The following is a 14,797-nucleotide window of genomic DNA, read 5'->3' on the forward strand; positions in this document are numbered from 1 at the left end:
ATTACATTCCTGAAGTCAGCGAAATAAACAGCGGCAGCGACAGGATACACAGTACGGAGCTTAACAGCAGTACCGCTTCTGCATCCGGCGACTGCACGCCAAAGCGGTTACCGAACACCACGCCGAAGAAGCCCGCAGAAAGCGCAATCATCAGGATGGCGGTGATCGCCACGGAGCCGTGCAGACCGAAGATTAAAACGATACCCCAGGCAATGGCTGGCTGGATCAGCAGCTTGGCGATGGTGGAGGTGATCACCATGGTGTTGATCTGCAGCTTACGGGCAGAGAGGATCACCCCGGTCAGGAACAGCGCCGCAGCGGTGGCGGACAGCCCCAACGGTTTAATCGCAGCGAGGACCAGCTCAGGCATTTTGATGCCGATGGCGGATAAAATCACACCCAGCAGCGGCCCCATCACGATCGGTTTTTTAATCGAACGCCACATCAGCACCGGCAGCATAGAGAGGGTTGAGCCGGAGGTATTGCCCTCAGCGCGCGCTTTTTCCCGCTCCAGAATCAGCAGACAGAACGGCGTCATCAGCACGGAACCGCAGGCAATAGAGACCGCTACGGACAGAGACGTGGAAGATCCCTCACCCAGCACGCTGCCCAGAATCGGCAGACCAAGCGCCGCATAGTTTGGCAGCGCGACGGTGAGCGTCAGCACGGCCGCATCCTGCGGGGATTTTTTAAAGACCTTCGTGGCAAGAAAATAGATGGCTGCGTAGGTGATCCACATCGCCAGGGTCAGCACCAGGATCAGCGGCGACTGCGCCACGATGCCGGTCCACGGGGTTTGCACGGTCGCGCTGAACAGCGCGGCAGGCAGCGCAAAATCCATGACGAAGATATTGAGCAGGGAAACATTTTTGTTATCGACCATCTTTGCCTTACCGGCCCAGAATCCCAGCAGCATGATGACGAAAATCGGTGCGAGAGCATGAACAATTACGTAAGTCATAAATCACCTGTGATTAAAAAGAAGTAGCACTGGCGCGATGATTATTATTTTCAGGATGCAGGTTCCCGCACGGGCATAACGGATATGCCCGTGAGGTTGTGCATCTGGCAGGTCTCTTTTTACTTACCAGCTGGCGCGCATACGTTCGCGTACGAGCGCCGAGCTGCGGCGATTGTCAGCACCCAGACGGCTTTTTAGCGTCGGGTCCTGGCGAGCGTCACTGATGGCCTGTTGCAGGGTGGTTTTCACCAGCGTCAGGTCGCTATCGGATGGGGCATCCGGGTTGCTGATATCCAGCAGGCTGGAGAGCAGCCCCAGCGTGGCGTAGTTGTTAATGTCATACGCCATAGGCGGAATAGTGGCAGCCAGTTTTTCCAGCGCCTCCACGCTGCGCAGGGTGATCCGCGCGGCAGACTCTTTCCCCATGGCGTGGATGAGCACGCCTTTATCGTTAAAGGCAATCAGACGGTTGGCCTGGTAGCCATGCGCCAGAAACGCGCCGGACATGGCTTTACCAACAATCAGGCCAATCACCGGATGACCCGCCAGGCGCGCGTTGGCGTAGGCGGCCGCGGCTCCCGCCAGCGCCTGGTGGATACCAAACGCCTCTTCGCGACGGCCATAGGCCTGGCTTGGGACGTCGATCACCGCCACAATCGGGCGCTTAACGGTTTTATCAGCATCTGCCGCGACGGTTTCGCTGACCACTTTCGCCAGCGTCCAGCCTTCCAGCAGGCCGACTTCCCCTTTCGCCGCGCGCGGGAAGTGGTTGTTGGCATCCGGCACCACGGCGACAAAACGCACCGTTTCACCGTTCAGCTCACCGTCTGCCGCCTGCACGGACGGGCAAAGCCCCTCAATACGTTTGGCGTTCGGCGCGAAGGTTTCCAGCCAGCGTTCGCCACGGCTCATTGCGTTACTCATCATTTCACCTCCCGGGCAAAAAGCGCGTTAATCTGTTCGGCATCGGCCTGTTTGCGGGTGTCGAAATTGGTCAGACGGTTCAGGTAATCGTCATAGTTATCGGTGCGATGCTTCGCCGGTACGCCTTTGGCGATGGCCTCGTTCATCGCGGCTTTCACCGCATTCACGCCGTCGCCGACCAGCGCGTCCACCAGCCCGCTCTGATAACGCACCTCGCCGCCGGTCATGCTCCAGATAAACGGACGGTCGCGGGAGTCGTACTCGTCAATGCCCGCTTCCTGCTCAATTACCTGAGGGCCGTTTAGCCCCAGACGCGCTTCGCGGGTCACAATCAGGTAGCTGCACAGCGCTGCCGCAATGGACATCCCGCCGAAGCAGCCCACGGTTCCGGCCACGATCCCGATAACGGGCGTGTAGCGACGCAGGTCAACGATCGCCGCGTGGATATCGGCAATCGCCGCCAGGCCGAGGTTGGCTTCCTGCAAGCGCACGCCGCCGGTTTCGAGACACAGCACCGCCTGAGTCGGAATGCCGTTGCGGTTATCTTCCGCCGCCAGCTCAAGCGCCGCCGCCATTTTCGCGCCGGAAACCTCGCCCATGCTGCCGCCCTGGAACGCGCCTTCAATTGCCACGACTACCGCAGGCTGGCCGTTGATGGTCCCTTTCGCGACCACCATGCCGTCATCGGCCTGAGGAACAATGCCCTGTGGCCCCAACCACGGAGAGATAATGCCTTCAAACGGATCCAGCAGTTCGCGGTAGCTGCCCTCGTCGAGCAGCGCCTGCGCACGCTGGCGCGCTTTTAATTCGATAAAGCTGCTGTCATCACGCATGGCTCACCCCTTCAAAAACCTGTTCGATACGAATGCGCGCCACGCCCGGCGTCGCGCCAAAGTCGTGGATGGTCAGTTTGCCTGCGGGCAGGCTGCTGACGGTCTCCAGGCGGCTGAACAACGCCTCCCAGCGCCCACGGCTGTTATCGACTGAAGTAGTGATATCAATGGTTAGCGTCTGTCCCGGTTCGGCGGTGAAGAGCACCTCCATATCCCCGGATCCAACTACCCCTGCCAGCGCCCGGCCGCTTAACGTGCGGCTGGCTGGCATGGTCAATGTGATTTTTTCCATAACATCCTCTTAATGCTTTGAATAGGGCGTTTCGACACGGTCAAGAAACAGCGTAGCGGCAAGCAGGTCGGCGGCGCCGCCCGGTGAGGCATTGAGCGTCAGCATCTGGCGATCTAACCGCGCCAGCGCCTGCTGCCCCGCGAGCGTTGCGCATCCTCCGGCGTTCAGTACCGCCCGGGCGCCGTTCTGCATGGCGTCCAGCCCCTCCATTCCGGCGCGCGACAGCACGCAGGTATCGGTGAGCGAGGTCATGATTGCCATCAGCGCGTCGAGTCTGGCGTTCGTTTCGCTGCTGCCGTTGAGACGGCTGAGGCGAAGCTGCGGCAGCGCGCGCTGCATAACGTGCGGAAACGCCTGCTGAGCCTCTTCCCGTGCGCCCGGCACGCGGTAGCGGTGCGTGGCGCGTAACCCCTTACTGAACACCTTCGGCGCCGCGTCGTCCGGGAGTTTCGCCAGCTGCGCGGCGGTGTTAGCGACGGTTTGCGCGCGGGCGTCGCCGCCCAGCATCGCCACCGCGCTCACCAGCAGCCCCAGCGCCCAGATTGCGCCACGGTGCGTATTCACGCCGTCGGTAGCGATCATCATCTGCCGTTCGCCTTCGCGGCCAAGGCGGCCAACGGTTTGCCTGAGGGCAATATCCGCCGGACGCCGCCAGCTCTGCTGCGCCAGCGCCTGAAAGGTGGGGGTCAGGCTGTGCGCGGAGCGCTCCATCAACGCAAGGGATAAATCGTGGTGCGCGCCGTTCCCCCGGCTGTCCACCAGACCGGGTTTCGGGCTTAAACGCGCTTCGTCAATCAGACACTGCGTGGCGGTTCGCGCCAGCCATTCGGCACCGCCTTCAACCTGAATCTGGGGCAGAAGTGTCATTACCAGCTCCGGAATTTCGCAGGTGGGTTGTATAGACCACCGGACCACTCAACGAGGTCAGCCACGCTGCCCGCCGCCAGCAGAGAGCGGGTGGCATCGGTACGGCGAATACCCATGTCTTCCGGGTACACGACCTTGCCGCTCTGGCGCAGTTCCGCCACGCGTCTGGCGTCCACGCCCAGACCGATATCGGTAATACCCGCCACGGCCGCGACCATGGCACGACGCTCTTCCAGATCTTTTGCCCGGTAAAGGTAGGCAATCCCCTCTTCCGTCAGCACGTGGGTGACGTCATCGCCGTAAATCATCACCGGTGCCAGCGGCATGCCGGAGGCTTTCGCCACGTCTACGGCATCGAGTTTTTCCACGAAGGTCGGCTTCACGCCTGCCTGGAAGGTTTCCACCATCTGCACGACCAGCTTTTTACCGCGCTGCATCGGATCTGGTTCGGTGATCATATTCAGCCAGGCCGGGGTGGCGTGGCGACGACCGTGCGGATCGTGGCCCATGTTCGGCGCGCCGCCGAAGCCGGAGAGGCGACCGCGAGTCACCGTTGAGGAGTTGGCGTAACCATCCACCTGCAGGGTTGAGCCGATAAACATATCCACGGCGTACTGGCCCGCCAGCTGGCAGAAGGCGCGATTGGAGCGCATGGAGCCGTCAGCACCGGTGAAGAACACGTCCGGACGGGCGCGGATGTACTCTTCCATCCCCAGCTCGCCGCCGAAGCAGTGCACGCTCTCCACCCAGCCGCTTTCAATTGCCGGGATCAGCGTCGGGTGCGGGTTCAGCGTCCAGTGTTTACAGATTTTGCCCTTCAGGCCGAGCTGTTCGCCGTAGGTGGGCAGCAGCAGCTCGATTGCCGCGGTGTTAAAACCAATGCCGTGGTTCAGGGACTGCACCTGATGTTCAGCGTAGATGCCTTTGATGGCCATCATCGCCATCAGGATGTGTTCCTGTTTGATCAGGCGCGGGTCGCGGGTAAACAGCGGTTCGATAAAGAACGGCTTGTCGGCCACCACCACGTAGTCAATCCAGGAGCCTGGGATATCGACGCGCGGCAGGTCGCACTCGTCGTCCACCAGCTCGTTTACCTGTGCGATGACGATCCCATCGTGGAACGCGGCGGCCTCCACCAGCGCCGGGGTATCTTCGGTGCTCGCCCCGGTGTAGAGATTGCCTTTACGGTCTGCTTTAAACCCGGCAATCAGCGCCACGTTTGGTGAAAGGTCGACGTAGAGACGTGAATACAGTTCGATATAGGTATGAATGGCGCCGATTTCGAGTTGACCATCCTCCAGCAGCTGGGAGATTCGCAGGCTCTGCGTGCCGGAGAAGGAGAAGTCCAGCTTACGGGCAATGCCCTTCTCAAAGATATCCAGATGTTCACTGCGGCCAACGCTTGGCATGATCATGTGCAGGTCATGCACGATTTGCGGGTTCACTTCGGCCAGCGAGCGGGAAAGAAAATCCGCCTGCTTCTGGTTGTTGCCTTCCAGAACGACCTTATCGCCTGGTGCGATCAGTTTTTCCAGCATGGCGACAAGGTCGCCGGTTGGCAGAACCTTGCCCTGCACCGGTACGGAGGCCAGACGACGCGCTTTTTCGCTGCGTCGGGTGTTCCATTGCCGGGTGGGTATTTGCCCAGATAACATTATTAACCTCCTGATTCAGCACATCATTTTGATTTGCTTAACGCTGAATAAAGTCTGCACCCTGGCGGAAAAGGCATCAATTAAGCGTAGAGAGGAATCATTAGCCTGAGAGTAATAATCAAGGTAAATATTTGTGATCGGGATCAGTTCATGGTTCGGAAAACCAGGCTAAACGGGGTACAATTCGGAAGGTATAGTAAATTTCTGACAAGAATCAGCATCGCCCTTATGACCCAAATCATTCCCTCAGACTTCGACCTCACCGCCGAAGACAGCACTGATTTCGTGCCCATGCGCGGCGTGGCCAATTGCCACCTGCAGACCATGCTGCCGCGCCTGATCCGCCGTAAGGTGCAGTTCACTCCGCACTGGCAGCGGCTGGATTTGCCGGACGGTGATTTTCTGGATCTCGCCTGGAGCGAAGATCCCGAACAGGCGCGCCATAAGCCCCGCCTGGTGGTGTTTCACGGTCTGGAAGGCAGTCTGCACAGCCCGTATGCACATGGGTTAATCCAGGCGGCAAAAGCGCGCGGCTGGCTTGGCGTGGTGATGCACTTTCGAGGATGCAGCGGCGAGCCGAATCGCCAGAAACGCATTTATCACTCGGGTGAAACCGAAGATGGCACCTGGTTCTTGCACTGGCTGCGGGATAATTTCGGCACCGTGCCGACGGCGGCGGTGGGCTATTCGCTCGGCGGAAATATGCTGGCCTGCCTGCTGGCCAAAGAGAGCGAAAGCGTACCGCTGAATGCCGCCGTCATTGTCTCCGCACCGTTTATGCTGGAGCAGTGCAGCTACCACATGGAAAAAGGCTTTTCTCGCGTCTATCAGCGCTATCTGCTCAACCTGCTGAAAGCCAACGCGGCGCGCAAGCTGAAGGCCTATCCGGATACCCTTCCGGTAAGCCTGGGCCAGCTGAAAAAGGTGCGCCGCATCCGCGAGTTTGACGATCTGATCACCGCCAAAATTCACGGCTTCGCCGATGCTATCGACTATTACCGACAGTGCAGCGCCATGCCGCTGCTCAGCAAAATCACGCAGCCGACGCTGATTATTCACGCTAAAGATGACCCGTTTATGGATCACCACTCTATTCCCGCGCAGGAATTCCTGCCTGACAACGTTCACTACCAGCTGACCGAACATGGCGGCCACGTGGGGTTTATCGGCGGCACGCTGCGCAGGCCGAAAATGTGGCTGGAAGCGCGAATTCCTGACTGGCTTACTCCTTATCTGGACGGTGCAAAATGATCATTCCCTGGCAGGATCTGGCTCCCGAAACGCTCGATAATCTGATTGAAAGCTTTGTATTACGCGAAGGCACCGATTATGGTGAACAAGAGCGTTCGCTTGAGCAAAAGGTCAACGATGTAAAACGCCAGCTGAAAAGCGGCGACGTGGTGCTGGTGTGGTCAGAACTGCATGAGACGGTCAATATCATGCCCCGCAACGCGTTTCACGGCTGATCTTCCAACCTTTTCAGTCAGGGAGTTGCTATGTCTGCCAGACATCCCATTATTGCCGTTACGGGCTCGAGTGGTGCGGGAACCACCACCACCAGCCTCGCTTTTCGCAAGATTTTCGCCCAGCTGAATCTCCGTTCGGCGGAGGTCGAAGGCGACAGCTTTCACCGCTATACGCGGCCTGAGATGGACATGGCGATCCGCAAGGCGCGCGATCTGGGTAAACACATCAGCTACTTCGGCCCGGAAGCCAATGATTTCGGCCTGCTGGAGCAAACCTTCCGCGAATACGGGCAGAGCGGTACCGGGCAGTCCCGTAAGTATCTGCACACCTACGACGAAGCCGTACCCTGGAACCAGGTGCCGGGCACCTTTACCCCCTGGCAACCGCTGCCGGAACCCACCGACGTGCTGTTTTATGAAGGACTGCACGGCGGCGTGGTCACGCCTCAGCACGACGTGGCACGCCATGTGGATCTGCTGGTCGGTGTGGTGCCGATCGTAAACCTGGAGTGGATCCAGAAGCTGACGCGTGACATGAGCGAGCGCGGCCATTCGCGCGAGGCGGTGATGGACTCGGTGGTGCGCTCCATGGAAGACTACATCAACTACCTCACGCCGCAGTTTTCCCGAACCCACATTAACTTCCAGCGCGTGCCGACGGTGGACACCTCCAATCCGTTCGCGGCGAAAAGCATCCCGTCGCTGGATGAGAGCTTTGTGGTGATCCACTTCCGCAATCTTGACGGCATTGATTACCCCTGGCTGCTGGCGATGCTGCAGGGCTCGTTTATTTCGCACATGAATACGTTAGTGGTGCCGGGCGGAAAAATGGGGCTGGCGATGGAGCTCATCATGACGCCGCTGGTTCAGCGGTTGATGGAAGGGAAGCAGATTCCGTAAACATGTTCCCTCTCCCCGTGGGAGAGGGTTAGGGTGAGGGCATCAACACGCACGATGCCCCATGAATCACGCCTCGATCACTTCATACGAATGGGTGATTTTTACCGCTTTCTCCAGCATTAACGCCACAGAGCAGTACTTCTCCGCAGACAGGTCCACCGCGCGTGAAACCGCCGCGTCTTTCAGCGCTTTCCCGGAAACAACAAAGTGCAGATTAATGTGGGTGAACAGGCGCGGCGCCTCTTCGCGACGTTCTGAGGTGAGTTTAACCTCGCAATCCGTCACGTCATGACGACCTTTTTGCAGAATCGACACCACGTCGATCGCGCTGCATCCACCTGCCGCCATCAGCACCATTTCCATTGGGCTCGGCGCTTTATCGCCGGAATTACCATCCATCAAAATCTGGTGTCCTGACGCGGACTCGCCCAGGAACGTTAAACCTTCAACCCACTTCACGCGCGCTTGCATATTCATTAACTCCAACGTTGCATTTTTGGTGACAGATTACGCGTGCGTTACATTTCTCGCAATGGAAGGCGACCTGCATCATGCTGAAGCGAGACACCAGGAGACACGCGGCGAAAGCTATGCTAAAACACTCAGGATGCTACAGTAATACATTGACGTTACACATGTATGCAGAGGACATCAAACTTTACTGGCTGCGAAACGTTACGACAGCCGACTTCCCAGGGTATGGGTAAGAATTCGATTGCAACCCCAGAGTCCGGATGCATCTGATGACTCTGGTGACAGCTTATAACAGAGGATAACAGCGCATGGTGCTTGGCAAACCGCAAACAGACCCGACTCTCGAATGGTTCTTGTCTCATTGCCACATTCATAAGTACCCATCGAAGAGCACGCTGATTCACCAGGGTGAAAAAGCGGAAACGTTGTATTACATCGTCAAAGGCTCGGTGGCAGTGCTGATCAAAGATGAGGAAGGCAAAGAGATGATCCTTTCTTATCTGAACCAGGGCGATTTTATCGGTGAACTGGGCCTGTTTGAAGAAGGCCAGGAACGTAGCGCCTGGGTTCGTGCAAAGACAGCATGTGAAGTGGCTGAAATTTCTTATAAGAAATTCCGTCAGCTGATTCAGGTAAACCCTGACATCCTGATGCGTCTTTCTTCCCAGATGGCGCGCCGTCTGCAGGTGACGTCAGAGAAAGTGGGTAACCTCGCCTTCCTGGACGTGACCGGCCGCATCGCGCAGACCCTGCTGAACCTGGCGAAACAGCCAGACGCGATGACCCACCCGGACGGCATGCAAATTAAAATTACCCGTCAGGAAATTGGTCAGATCGTCGGTTGCTCCCGCGAAACCGTGGGCCGTATCCTGAAAATGCTGGAAGATCAAAACCTGATCTCCGCCCACGGTAAAACCATCGTGGTTTACGGAACCCGTTAATCCTGCTCAAACGGCGTGCCATCGCGAGGTGTCACGCCGTTTTTGTCTCTTTTCCCCATGTGGCGCAGGCTGATCTATCACCCGGAAGTTAACTACGCACTGCGACAAACGCTGGTGTTGTGTCTTCCCGTGGCCGTGGGCCTGATCCTGGGACATCTTCAGCAGGGCCTGCTGTTTTCCCTCGTCCCCGCCTGCTGCAACATTGCCGGTCTGGACACGCCCCATAAACGCTTTTTCAAACGTCTGATAATTGGCGGTTCGCTGTTTGCAGGCTGTAGCCTCGCGGTGCAGCTTCTGCTGGCTCGCGATATTCCCCTGCCGCTGATCCTGACCGTGCTGGCGATGACCCTCGGCGTCACGGCCGAAATCAGTTCGCTCCATGCCCGCCTGCTCCCCGCGTCACTCATTGCGGCCATCTTCACCCTGAGCCTCGCCGGGAATATGCCCGTGTGGGAGCCGCTGCTGATCTACGCCCTCGGCACGCTGTGGTACGGGCTGTTTAACTGGTTCTGGTTCTGGCTGTGGCGGGAGCAGCCGCTGCGCGAATCGCTGAGCCTGCTCTACGTGCAGCTTGCGGATTACTGCGAAGCCAAATACACCCTGCTCACCCAGCATACCGATCCGGAAAAATCCTTACCGCCGCTGCTGACGCGCCAGCAAAAGGTGGTGGATCTGATAAGCCAGTGCTATCAGCAGCTGCATATGCTCGCCGCCAACAAGAACCACGAATATAAACGGCTGCTGCGCACCTTCCAGGTGGGGCTGGATCTTCAGGAGCATATCTCCGTAAGCCTTCACCACCCGCAGGAGGTGCAAAAGCTGGTTGAGCGAAGCCATGCCGAAGCGGTGATCCGCTGGAACGCGCAGACCGTCTCCGGGCGCCTGCGGGTGCTGGCCGATGATATTCTCTACCACCGCTATCCCACGCGCTTTAACATGGACAAACAGCTCGGCGCGCTGGAGAAAATTGCCCGCCAGCACCCGGATAATCCGGTCGGCCAGTTCGCCGCCTGGCACTTCAGCCGCATCGCCCGCGTGCTGCGCACCCAGCGCCCGCTTTATCCCCGTGACCTGATGGCGGATAAACAAAAACGTCTGCCGCTGCTGCCGGCGCTGAGAAGCTATCTGTCTCTGAAATCTTCCGCCCTGCGCAACGCCGCAAGGATTAGCGTCATGCTCAGTATCGCCAGCCTGATGGGCATGGCGCTCCACCTGCCGAAACCGTACTGGATCTTAATGACCGTGCTGTTTGTTACCCAGAACGGCTATGGCGCCACCCGGGTGCGCATTCTGCACCGGGCAGGCGGCACAATGGCGGGGCTGATCATTGCGGGCGTGACGCTGCACTTCCACGTGCCCGAGGGCTATACCCTGGCGGGCATGCTGGCGATCACCCTGGTAAGCTATCTCATCATTCGCAAAAACTACGGCTGGGCAATGGTGGGCTTTACGGTGACGGCGGTATACACCCTGCAGCTGCTTACGCTTAACGGCGAACAGTTCATCGTTGCCCGCCTGATCGACACGCTGATTGGCTGCCTGATCGCCTTTGGCGGGATGGTCTGGCTGTGGCCGCAGTGGCAGAGCGGGCTGCTGAGGCAGAACGCCCACGACGCGCTGGAAGCCGATCAGCAGGCCATTCGTCTGATCCTGAGCGACGATCCGCAGCCTTCCCCGCTTGCTTACGAACGTATGAAGGTCAACCAGGCGCATAACGCCCTGTTCAACTCGCTGAATCAGGCGATGCAGGAGCCGGGCTTTAATTCACACTATCTTGCAGACATGAAGCTGTGGGTGACGCACAGCCAGTTTATCGTCGAGCACATTAACGCAATGACGACGCTGGCGCGCGAGCACACGATGCTGACGCCGGATCTGGCGCAGCGCTATTTACAGTCCTGTGAAATTGCCCTGCAGAGGTGTCAGCAGCGTCTGGAGTATGACGCGCCGGGCGAGTCGGGCGACTCGAACATTCTGGAAGCACCGGAGACGCTGACCCACGGGCCGATGAGCACCCTGGAGCAGCATTTGCAGCGCGTGCTGGGGCATCTGAACACCATGCACACCATTTCGTCGGTGGCATGGCGTCAGCGCCCGCATCACGGCATCTGGTTAACGCGGCGGTTAAAGCGCACCGAGTATTAGCCTTTTACGATCTTCTCGACCGCTGCGGCAAAGCGGGCTAACCCGTCTTCAATATCTTTCTCTTCCACCACCAGCGACGGCGCGAAGCGCATCACGTCCGGCCCCGCGTTGAGCACCATGACGCCTTCATGCGCGGCAGCGTGCAGGAAATCGCGCGCGCGGCCTTTGTACTGCGGCTTCAGCTCGGCACCAATCAGCAGCCCCATGCCGCGGATCTCGCTGAAGACGTCGTACTTATCGTTAATCTGCTGGAGATGCTTCACAAACAGCTCGCGCTTCGCGCTAACGCCGTTTAGCACCTCAGGGGTGTTGATAATGTCGAACGCAGCACCTGCCACGGCGCTCGCCAGCGGGTTACCGCCGTAGGTGGAGCCGTGAGACCCGACGTGGAACGCGGAGGCAATCTCCTGCGTCGTCAGTACCGCACTCACCGGGAAACCGCCGCCGAGCGCTTTGGCGCTGGTCAGAATATCCGGCGTCACGCCGTAGTGCATGTAGGCAAACAGCTCTCCGGTACGCCCCATCCCGCACTGCACTTCATCAAACACCAGCAGCGCCTGATGCTCGTCGCACAGTTCGCGCAGCCCTTTCAGGAATTCCGGGGTCGCTGCGGTCACGCCGCCTTCACCCTGGATCGGCTCCACCACGACCGCGCAGGTGTGGTCGTCCATCACCGCTTTCACCGCGTGCAGATCGTTAAACGGCACGTGGACGATATCGGCCGGTTTCGGACCGAAGCCGTCGGAATACTTCGGCTGGCCGCCAACGGAGACGGTAAAGAAGGAGCGTCCGTGGAAGGCGTTGTGGAAGGCGATGATTTTAGTTTTGTACGGGCTATGGCGCGTGGTGGCGTAGTAGCGCGCCAGCTTGAAGGCGGTTTCGTTCGCCTCGGTGCCGGAGTTCATAAACAGCACGCGCTCGGCAAAGGTAGCATCAATGATCTTACGGCCCAGGCGCAGCGCCGGTTCGTTGGTGAATACGTTGCTGGTGTGCCACAGGGTTTCGCCCTGGGTTTTCAGCGCCTCCACCAGCGCAGGATGGCAGTGACCCAGCGCCGTGACCGCAATACCGCCCGCGAAATCCACGTACTCTTTGCCCTGCTGATCCCAGACGCGGCTGCCTTTCCCCTTCACCGGGATAAACTCAGCCGGTGCATAAATCGGCAGAATTACTTCATCGAATGTCGCGCGGGTAATTGCTGGTTGTTCAGTTGCCATGTCATGCCCATCCATTTTATGTCACATTGATTGTGAAAATATAATCACAAAATATGCATAAAAAATCACAGCAAGGCAACAGATATTCAGCGATTGAGGAAATTTGCCAGCAGGGCGTGCCCCTGCTCGCTGAGGATACTTTCAGGGTGGAACTGCACCCCTTCGAGATCCCACTCGCGGTGGCGAATCCCCATGATCTCCTGCGTATCGCTCCAGGCGGTCACCTCAAAGCAGTCGGGCAGCGTCGGCGGGTCAATCACCAGCGAATGGTAGCGCGTCACGATTAACGGATTATTAAGCCCCGTAAATACCCCGGTGCCGGTGTGGGTGACCGGCGAGGTTTTACCGTGCATCACTTTCGCGGCACGCACGATGGTGGCCCCAAACGCCTGGGCAATGGCCTGATGGCCGAGACAGACGCCCAGGATCGGCAGCCTGCCGGCATAGTGGTGAATAACGTCCAGAGAAATGCCCGATTCCGACGGCGTACACGGCCCCGGCGAAATGACGATTTTCTGCGGAGCCAGCGTCTCGATATCGGCCAGGCTGAGTTCGTCGTTGCGGCGGACAACCACCTCTGCACCCAGTTCACAAAAGTACTGGTAAAGGTTCCAGGTGAAGGAATCGTAGTTATCAATCAGCAGAATCATGGCGGCTCCCGAAAAAAATGCCGCCCTATTCTACTCAGATTCCCGCGCTTCGCTCACTACTTTGGCAAAGATAGCGCTCAGCGCGCTCAAATCCCCCATGGCGCCGCTTCGGTTCGCCGCCACCCACTGCTCGGGATCGATATCCCGCCAGTCCAGCGCGTAATTCGCGTGGATGGCCAGTTGCTCAAAGAAGACGCGCTGAGCAATGCCGTTACCGCGCATAAAGGGATGCAGCATGTTGATTTCACAGTAGTAATGGCTCACTTTTTCAACAAACGCCGCCTTCTCCAGTCCCACAAGATACTTATCGCTTTCCAGCGCCGCCATCAGTTCGTTACCCATCGTCTCGATGTACTCAAAATGGCAGAAGGGAATGTCACCCTTAAAAATATCGTCGGTACGGAATTCGCCTGCCTGCTTCATCTCTCTGTGATACAGATGGCGGTGAATGAGGCACAGATGCGGCAGCCCGGGTGCTGAAGGCCCAAGCTCCAGCGTCTCAATGCCGGGCTCTGAAGGACCATTACCTTTTTCAAGGAGACAACTGGCCTGAAAATTGACGTTACGCTGCTGCTCCCAGAGACGGGATTTTTGCTTATCGGTGAGTTTTTTCACTTAACGCCTCCCTGAATAGTCCGTTTGCCACAAGTATAAGCAGCAAAACGCGCTTTCGCAGGGAGGGGTCACAACACGGGCGAGGATCGCCCGTGTCAAAGAGGCTTATGGCAGAACTTTCGCGGAGAGGATCACGACAGGTTTAGACGGTACATTCTGGTACGGGCCGACGTCATGGGTCGGTACCTGGGAAATCTTGTCCGCCACGTCCATCCCTTTCACGATTTTACCGAAGACCGCATAGCCGAAGTCGCGCTGGCCGTGGTCGAGGAAGGCGTTATCCGCCACGTTGAGGAAGAACTGGCTGGTAGCGCTGTCTTTATCCGCCGTGCGCGCCATGGAGATGGTGCCGCGCTTGTTCAGCAGGCCATTGTCCGCTTCGTTTTTGATTGGCGGGTTAGGCTGTTTCTGCTGCATCTGCTCGTTGAAGCCGCCGCCCTGAATCATGAAGCCTGGGATCACGCGGTGGAAGGTGGTGTTGTTATAGAAACCACTGTTCACATAGTCGAGGAAGTTTTTCACAGAAACCGGAGCTTTCTGGCTATTCAGTTCCAGCTCAATGTTCCCGGCAGAGGTGGTCAGCAGAACGTGAGGGTCCCCTTTGGCTGCCAGCGCAGCAGGGGAAACGGCAGAAAGAGCAAACACAGCTGCGACAGCCGCCAGTGTTGATTTGAGCATGAGAATTCCTTAACAAAGCGCAGTATAAAAAGCGAATGGCTTGATTCTAAAGAGCAGTATGAACCGAGACCAGCCTTTTACCTAATTTTACGAAATTGAAACAATTATTACTGCGCAAACGATTGGTTATACGACCATTTAATGTGATTTAGATCACACTAAAGCCTGCAATGCCATAA

Annotated in this window: 16 protein-coding genes; 5 read left to right on the forward strand and 11 right to left on the reverse strand. The window is 58.0% G+C overall.

Annotated elements, in window-relative coordinates:
- Nucleotide 1: 1 nt before the first annotated feature.
- The 6 genes from USG84_RS17575 to mdcA all read right to left on the reverse strand — a co-directional run bounded on the left by USG84_RS17575 (nucleotide 2) and on the right by mdcA (nucleotide 5,532).
- Complete coding sequence (locus USG84_RS17575) at nucleotides 2-961, reverse strand: AEC family transporter (protein WP_230136923.1); 960 nt, start codon at nucleotides 959-961, stop codon at nucleotides 2-4.
- A gap of 123 nt (nucleotides 962-1,084) precedes the next feature.
- Nucleotides 1,085-1,885 (reverse strand): biotin-independent malonate decarboxylase subunit gamma, encoded by an 801-nt coding sequence (gene mdcE, locus USG84_RS17580; RefSeq protein WP_151412453.1) that lies wholly within the window; start codon nucleotides 1,883-1,885, stop codon nucleotides 1,085-1,087.
- Nucleotides 1,885-2,718 carry a biotin-independent malonate decarboxylase subunit beta gene (locus USG84_RS17585; protein ID WP_151412447.1) on the reverse strand — a complete coding sequence of 278 codons (834 nt, stop codon included), beginning with the start codon at nucleotides 2,716-2,718 and terminating at the stop codon, nucleotides 1,885-1,887. Before USG84_RS17585 ends, mdcE begins: the two co-directional genes overlap by 1 nt.
- On the reverse strand, nucleotides 2,711-3,010 hold the full coding sequence (gene mdcC, locus USG84_RS17590) for a malonate decarboxylase acyl carrier protein (protein ID WP_029882152.1): 300 nt from the start codon (nucleotides 3,008-3,010) through the stop codon (nucleotides 2,711-2,713). Before mdcC ends, USG84_RS17585 begins: the two co-directional genes overlap by 8 nt.
- 9 nt (nucleotides 3,011-3,019) lie before the next feature.
- Nucleotides 3,020-3,877: a triphosphoribosyl-dephospho-CoA synthase gene (locus USG84_RS17595; RefSeq protein ID WP_151412446.1), complete on the reverse strand. Its 858-nt coding sequence runs from the start codon at nucleotides 3,875-3,877 to the stop codon at nucleotides 3,020-3,022.
- On the reverse strand, nucleotides 3,877-5,532 hold the full coding sequence (gene mdcA, locus USG84_RS17600; RefSeq protein ID WP_013099050.1) for a malonate decarboxylase subunit alpha: 1,656 nt from the start codon (nucleotides 5,530-5,532) through the stop codon (nucleotides 3,877-3,879). The genes USG84_RS17595 and mdcA overlap by 1 nt, the downstream gene beginning before the upstream one ends.
- A gap of 228 nt (nucleotides 5,533-5,760) precedes the next feature.
- On the opposite strand from mdcA, the gene USG84_RS17605 reads away from it, so the two are divergent.
- From USG84_RS17605 to USG84_RS17615, 3 genes are read left to right on the forward strand one after another with little or no spacing between them, the layout of a single operon-like run.
- Complete coding sequence (locus tag USG84_RS17605) at nucleotides 5,761-6,783, forward strand: hydrolase (protein ID WP_320738398.1); 1,023 nt, start codon at nucleotides 5,761-5,763, stop codon at nucleotides 6,781-6,783.
- Complete coding sequence (locus tag USG84_RS17610) at nucleotides 6,780-6,998, forward strand: YheU family protein (RefSeq protein ID WP_008503016.1); 219 nt, start codon at nucleotides 6,780-6,782, stop codon at nucleotides 6,996-6,998. Before USG84_RS17605 ends, USG84_RS17610 begins: the two co-directional genes overlap by 4 nt.
- Nucleotides 6,999-7,028: 30 nt before the next feature.
- Entirely contained in the window at nucleotides 7,029-7,898 is an 870-nt protein-coding gene (locus USG84_RS17615; RefSeq protein ID WP_253543376.1) for a phosphoribulokinase, read from the forward strand.
- A gap of 66 nt (nucleotides 7,899-7,964) precedes the next feature.
- On the opposite strand, the gene USG84_RS17620 is transcribed toward USG84_RS17615, so the two are convergent.
- Nucleotides 7,965-8,369, reverse strand: a complete 405-nt coding sequence (locus tag USG84_RS17620) for an OsmC family protein (RefSeq protein ID WP_151412452.1) — start codon at nucleotides 8,367-8,369, stop codon at nucleotides 7,965-7,967.
- Nucleotides 8,370-8,680: 311 nt separating this feature from the next.
- On the opposite strand from USG84_RS17620, the gene crp reads away from it, so the two are divergent.
- Complete coding sequence (crp, locus tag USG84_RS17625; RefSeq protein WP_000242758.1) at nucleotides 8,681-9,313, forward strand: cAMP-activated global transcriptional regulator CRP; 633 nt, start codon at nucleotides 8,681-8,683, stop codon at nucleotides 9,311-9,313.
- A gap of 57 nt (nucleotides 9,314-9,370) precedes the next feature.
- Nucleotides 9,371-11,458, forward strand: coding sequence for a YccS/YhfK family putative transporter (locus USG84_RS17630; protein ID WP_151412451.1), 2,088 nt, complete (start codon nucleotides 9,371-9,373; stop codon nucleotides 11,456-11,458).
- On the opposite strand, the gene argD is transcribed toward USG84_RS17630, so the two are convergent.
- The 4 genes from argD to ppiA form a co-directional block, all read right to left on the reverse strand.
- Nucleotides 11,455-12,675, reverse strand: coding sequence for a bifunctional acetylornithine/succinyldiaminopimelate transaminase (gene argD / locus USG84_RS17635; RefSeq protein ID WP_320738399.1), 1,221 nt, complete (start codon nucleotides 12,673-12,675; stop codon nucleotides 11,455-11,457). The two genes, USG84_RS17630 and argD, sit on opposite strands and share 4 nt — an antisense overlap.
- An 86-nt stretch (nucleotides 12,676-12,761) precedes the next feature.
- Complete coding sequence (gene pabA, locus USG84_RS17640) at nucleotides 12,762-13,325, reverse strand: aminodeoxychorismate synthase component 2 (protein ID WP_320738400.1); 564 nt, start codon at nucleotides 13,323-13,325, stop codon at nucleotides 12,762-12,764.
- A gap of 30 nt (nucleotides 13,326-13,355) precedes the next feature.
- Nucleotides 13,356-13,940 (reverse strand): putative adenosine monophosphate-protein transferase Fic, encoded by a 585-nt coding sequence (locus USG84_RS17645; RefSeq protein WP_151412444.1) that lies wholly within the window; start codon nucleotides 13,938-13,940, stop codon nucleotides 13,356-13,358.
- Nucleotides 13,941-14,045: 105 nt separating this feature from the next.
- Nucleotides 14,046-14,618, reverse strand: a complete 573-nt coding sequence (gene ppiA, locus USG84_RS17650) for a peptidylprolyl isomerase A (protein ID WP_014885514.1) — start codon at nucleotides 14,616-14,618, stop codon at nucleotides 14,046-14,048.
- Nucleotides 14,619-14,797 lie beyond the last annotated feature (179 nt).

This window comes from Enterobacter sp. 168J2, assembly GCF_034107265.1.
Taxonomy (GTDB): domain Bacteria; phylum Pseudomonadota; class Gammaproteobacteria; order Enterobacterales; family Enterobacteriaceae; genus Enterobacter; species Enterobacter nematophilus.

What these genes read in the sequence shown, in the direction of transcription:
- argD (WP_320738399.1), bottom strand. Translation starts at nt 12,675, where the DNA reads ATGGCAACTGAACAACCAGCAATTACCCGCGCGACATTCGATGAAGTA.
- USG84_RS17595 (WP_151412446.1), bottom strand. Translation starts at nt 3,877, where the DNA reads ATGACACTTCTGCCCCAGATTCAGGTTGAAGGCGGTGCCGAATGGCTG.
- crp (WP_000242758.1), top strand. Translation starts at nt 8,681, where the DNA reads ATGGTGCTTGGCAAACCGCAAACAGACCCGACTCTCGAATGGTTCTTG.
- USG84_RS17605 (WP_320738398.1), top strand. Translation starts at nt 5,761, where the DNA reads ATGACCCAAATCATTCCCTCAGACTTCGACCTCACCGCCGAAGACAGC.
- mdcE (WP_151412453.1), bottom strand. Translation starts at nt 1,885, where the DNA reads ATGAGTAACGCAATGAGCCGTGGCGAACGCTGGCTGGAAACCTTCGCG.
- USG84_RS17615 (WP_253543376.1), top strand. Translation starts at nt 7,029, where the DNA reads ATGTCTGCCAGACATCCCATTATTGCCGTTACGGGCTCGAGTGGTGCG.
- USG84_RS17585 (WP_151412447.1), bottom strand. Translation starts at nt 2,718, where the DNA reads ATGCGTGATGACAGCAGCTTTATCGAATTAAAAGCGCGCCAGCGTGCG.
- pabA (WP_320738400.1), bottom strand. Translation starts at nt 13,325, where the DNA reads ATGATTCTGCTGATTGATAACTACGATTCCTTCACCTGGAACCTTTAC.
- USG84_RS17620 (WP_151412452.1), bottom strand. Translation starts at nt 8,369, where the DNA reads ATGCAAGCGCGCGTGAAGTGGGTTGAAGGTTTAACGTTCCTGGGCGAG.
- USG84_RS17575 (WP_230136923.1), bottom strand. Translation starts at nt 961, where the DNA reads ATGACTTACGTAATTGTTCATGCTCTCGCACCGATTTTCGTCATCATG.
- mdcA (WP_013099050.1), bottom strand. Translation starts at nt 5,532, where the DNA reads ATGTTATCTGGGCAAATACCCACCCGGCAATGGAACACCCGACGCAGC.
- USG84_RS17610 (WP_008503016.1), top strand. Translation starts at nt 6,780, where the DNA reads ATGATCATTCCCTGGCAGGATCTGGCTCCCGAAACGCTCGATAATCTG.
- USG84_RS17630 (WP_151412451.1), top strand. Translation starts at nt 9,371, where the DNA reads ATGTGGCGCAGGCTGATCTATCACCCGGAAGTTAACTACGCACTGCGA.
- ppiA (WP_014885514.1), bottom strand. Translation starts at nt 14,618, where the DNA reads ATGCTCAAATCAACACTGGCGGCTGTCGCAGCTGTGTTTGCTCTTTCT.
- mdcC (WP_029882152.1), bottom strand. Translation starts at nt 3,010, where the DNA reads ATGGAAAAAATCACATTGACCATGCCAGCCAGCCGCACGTTAAGCGGC.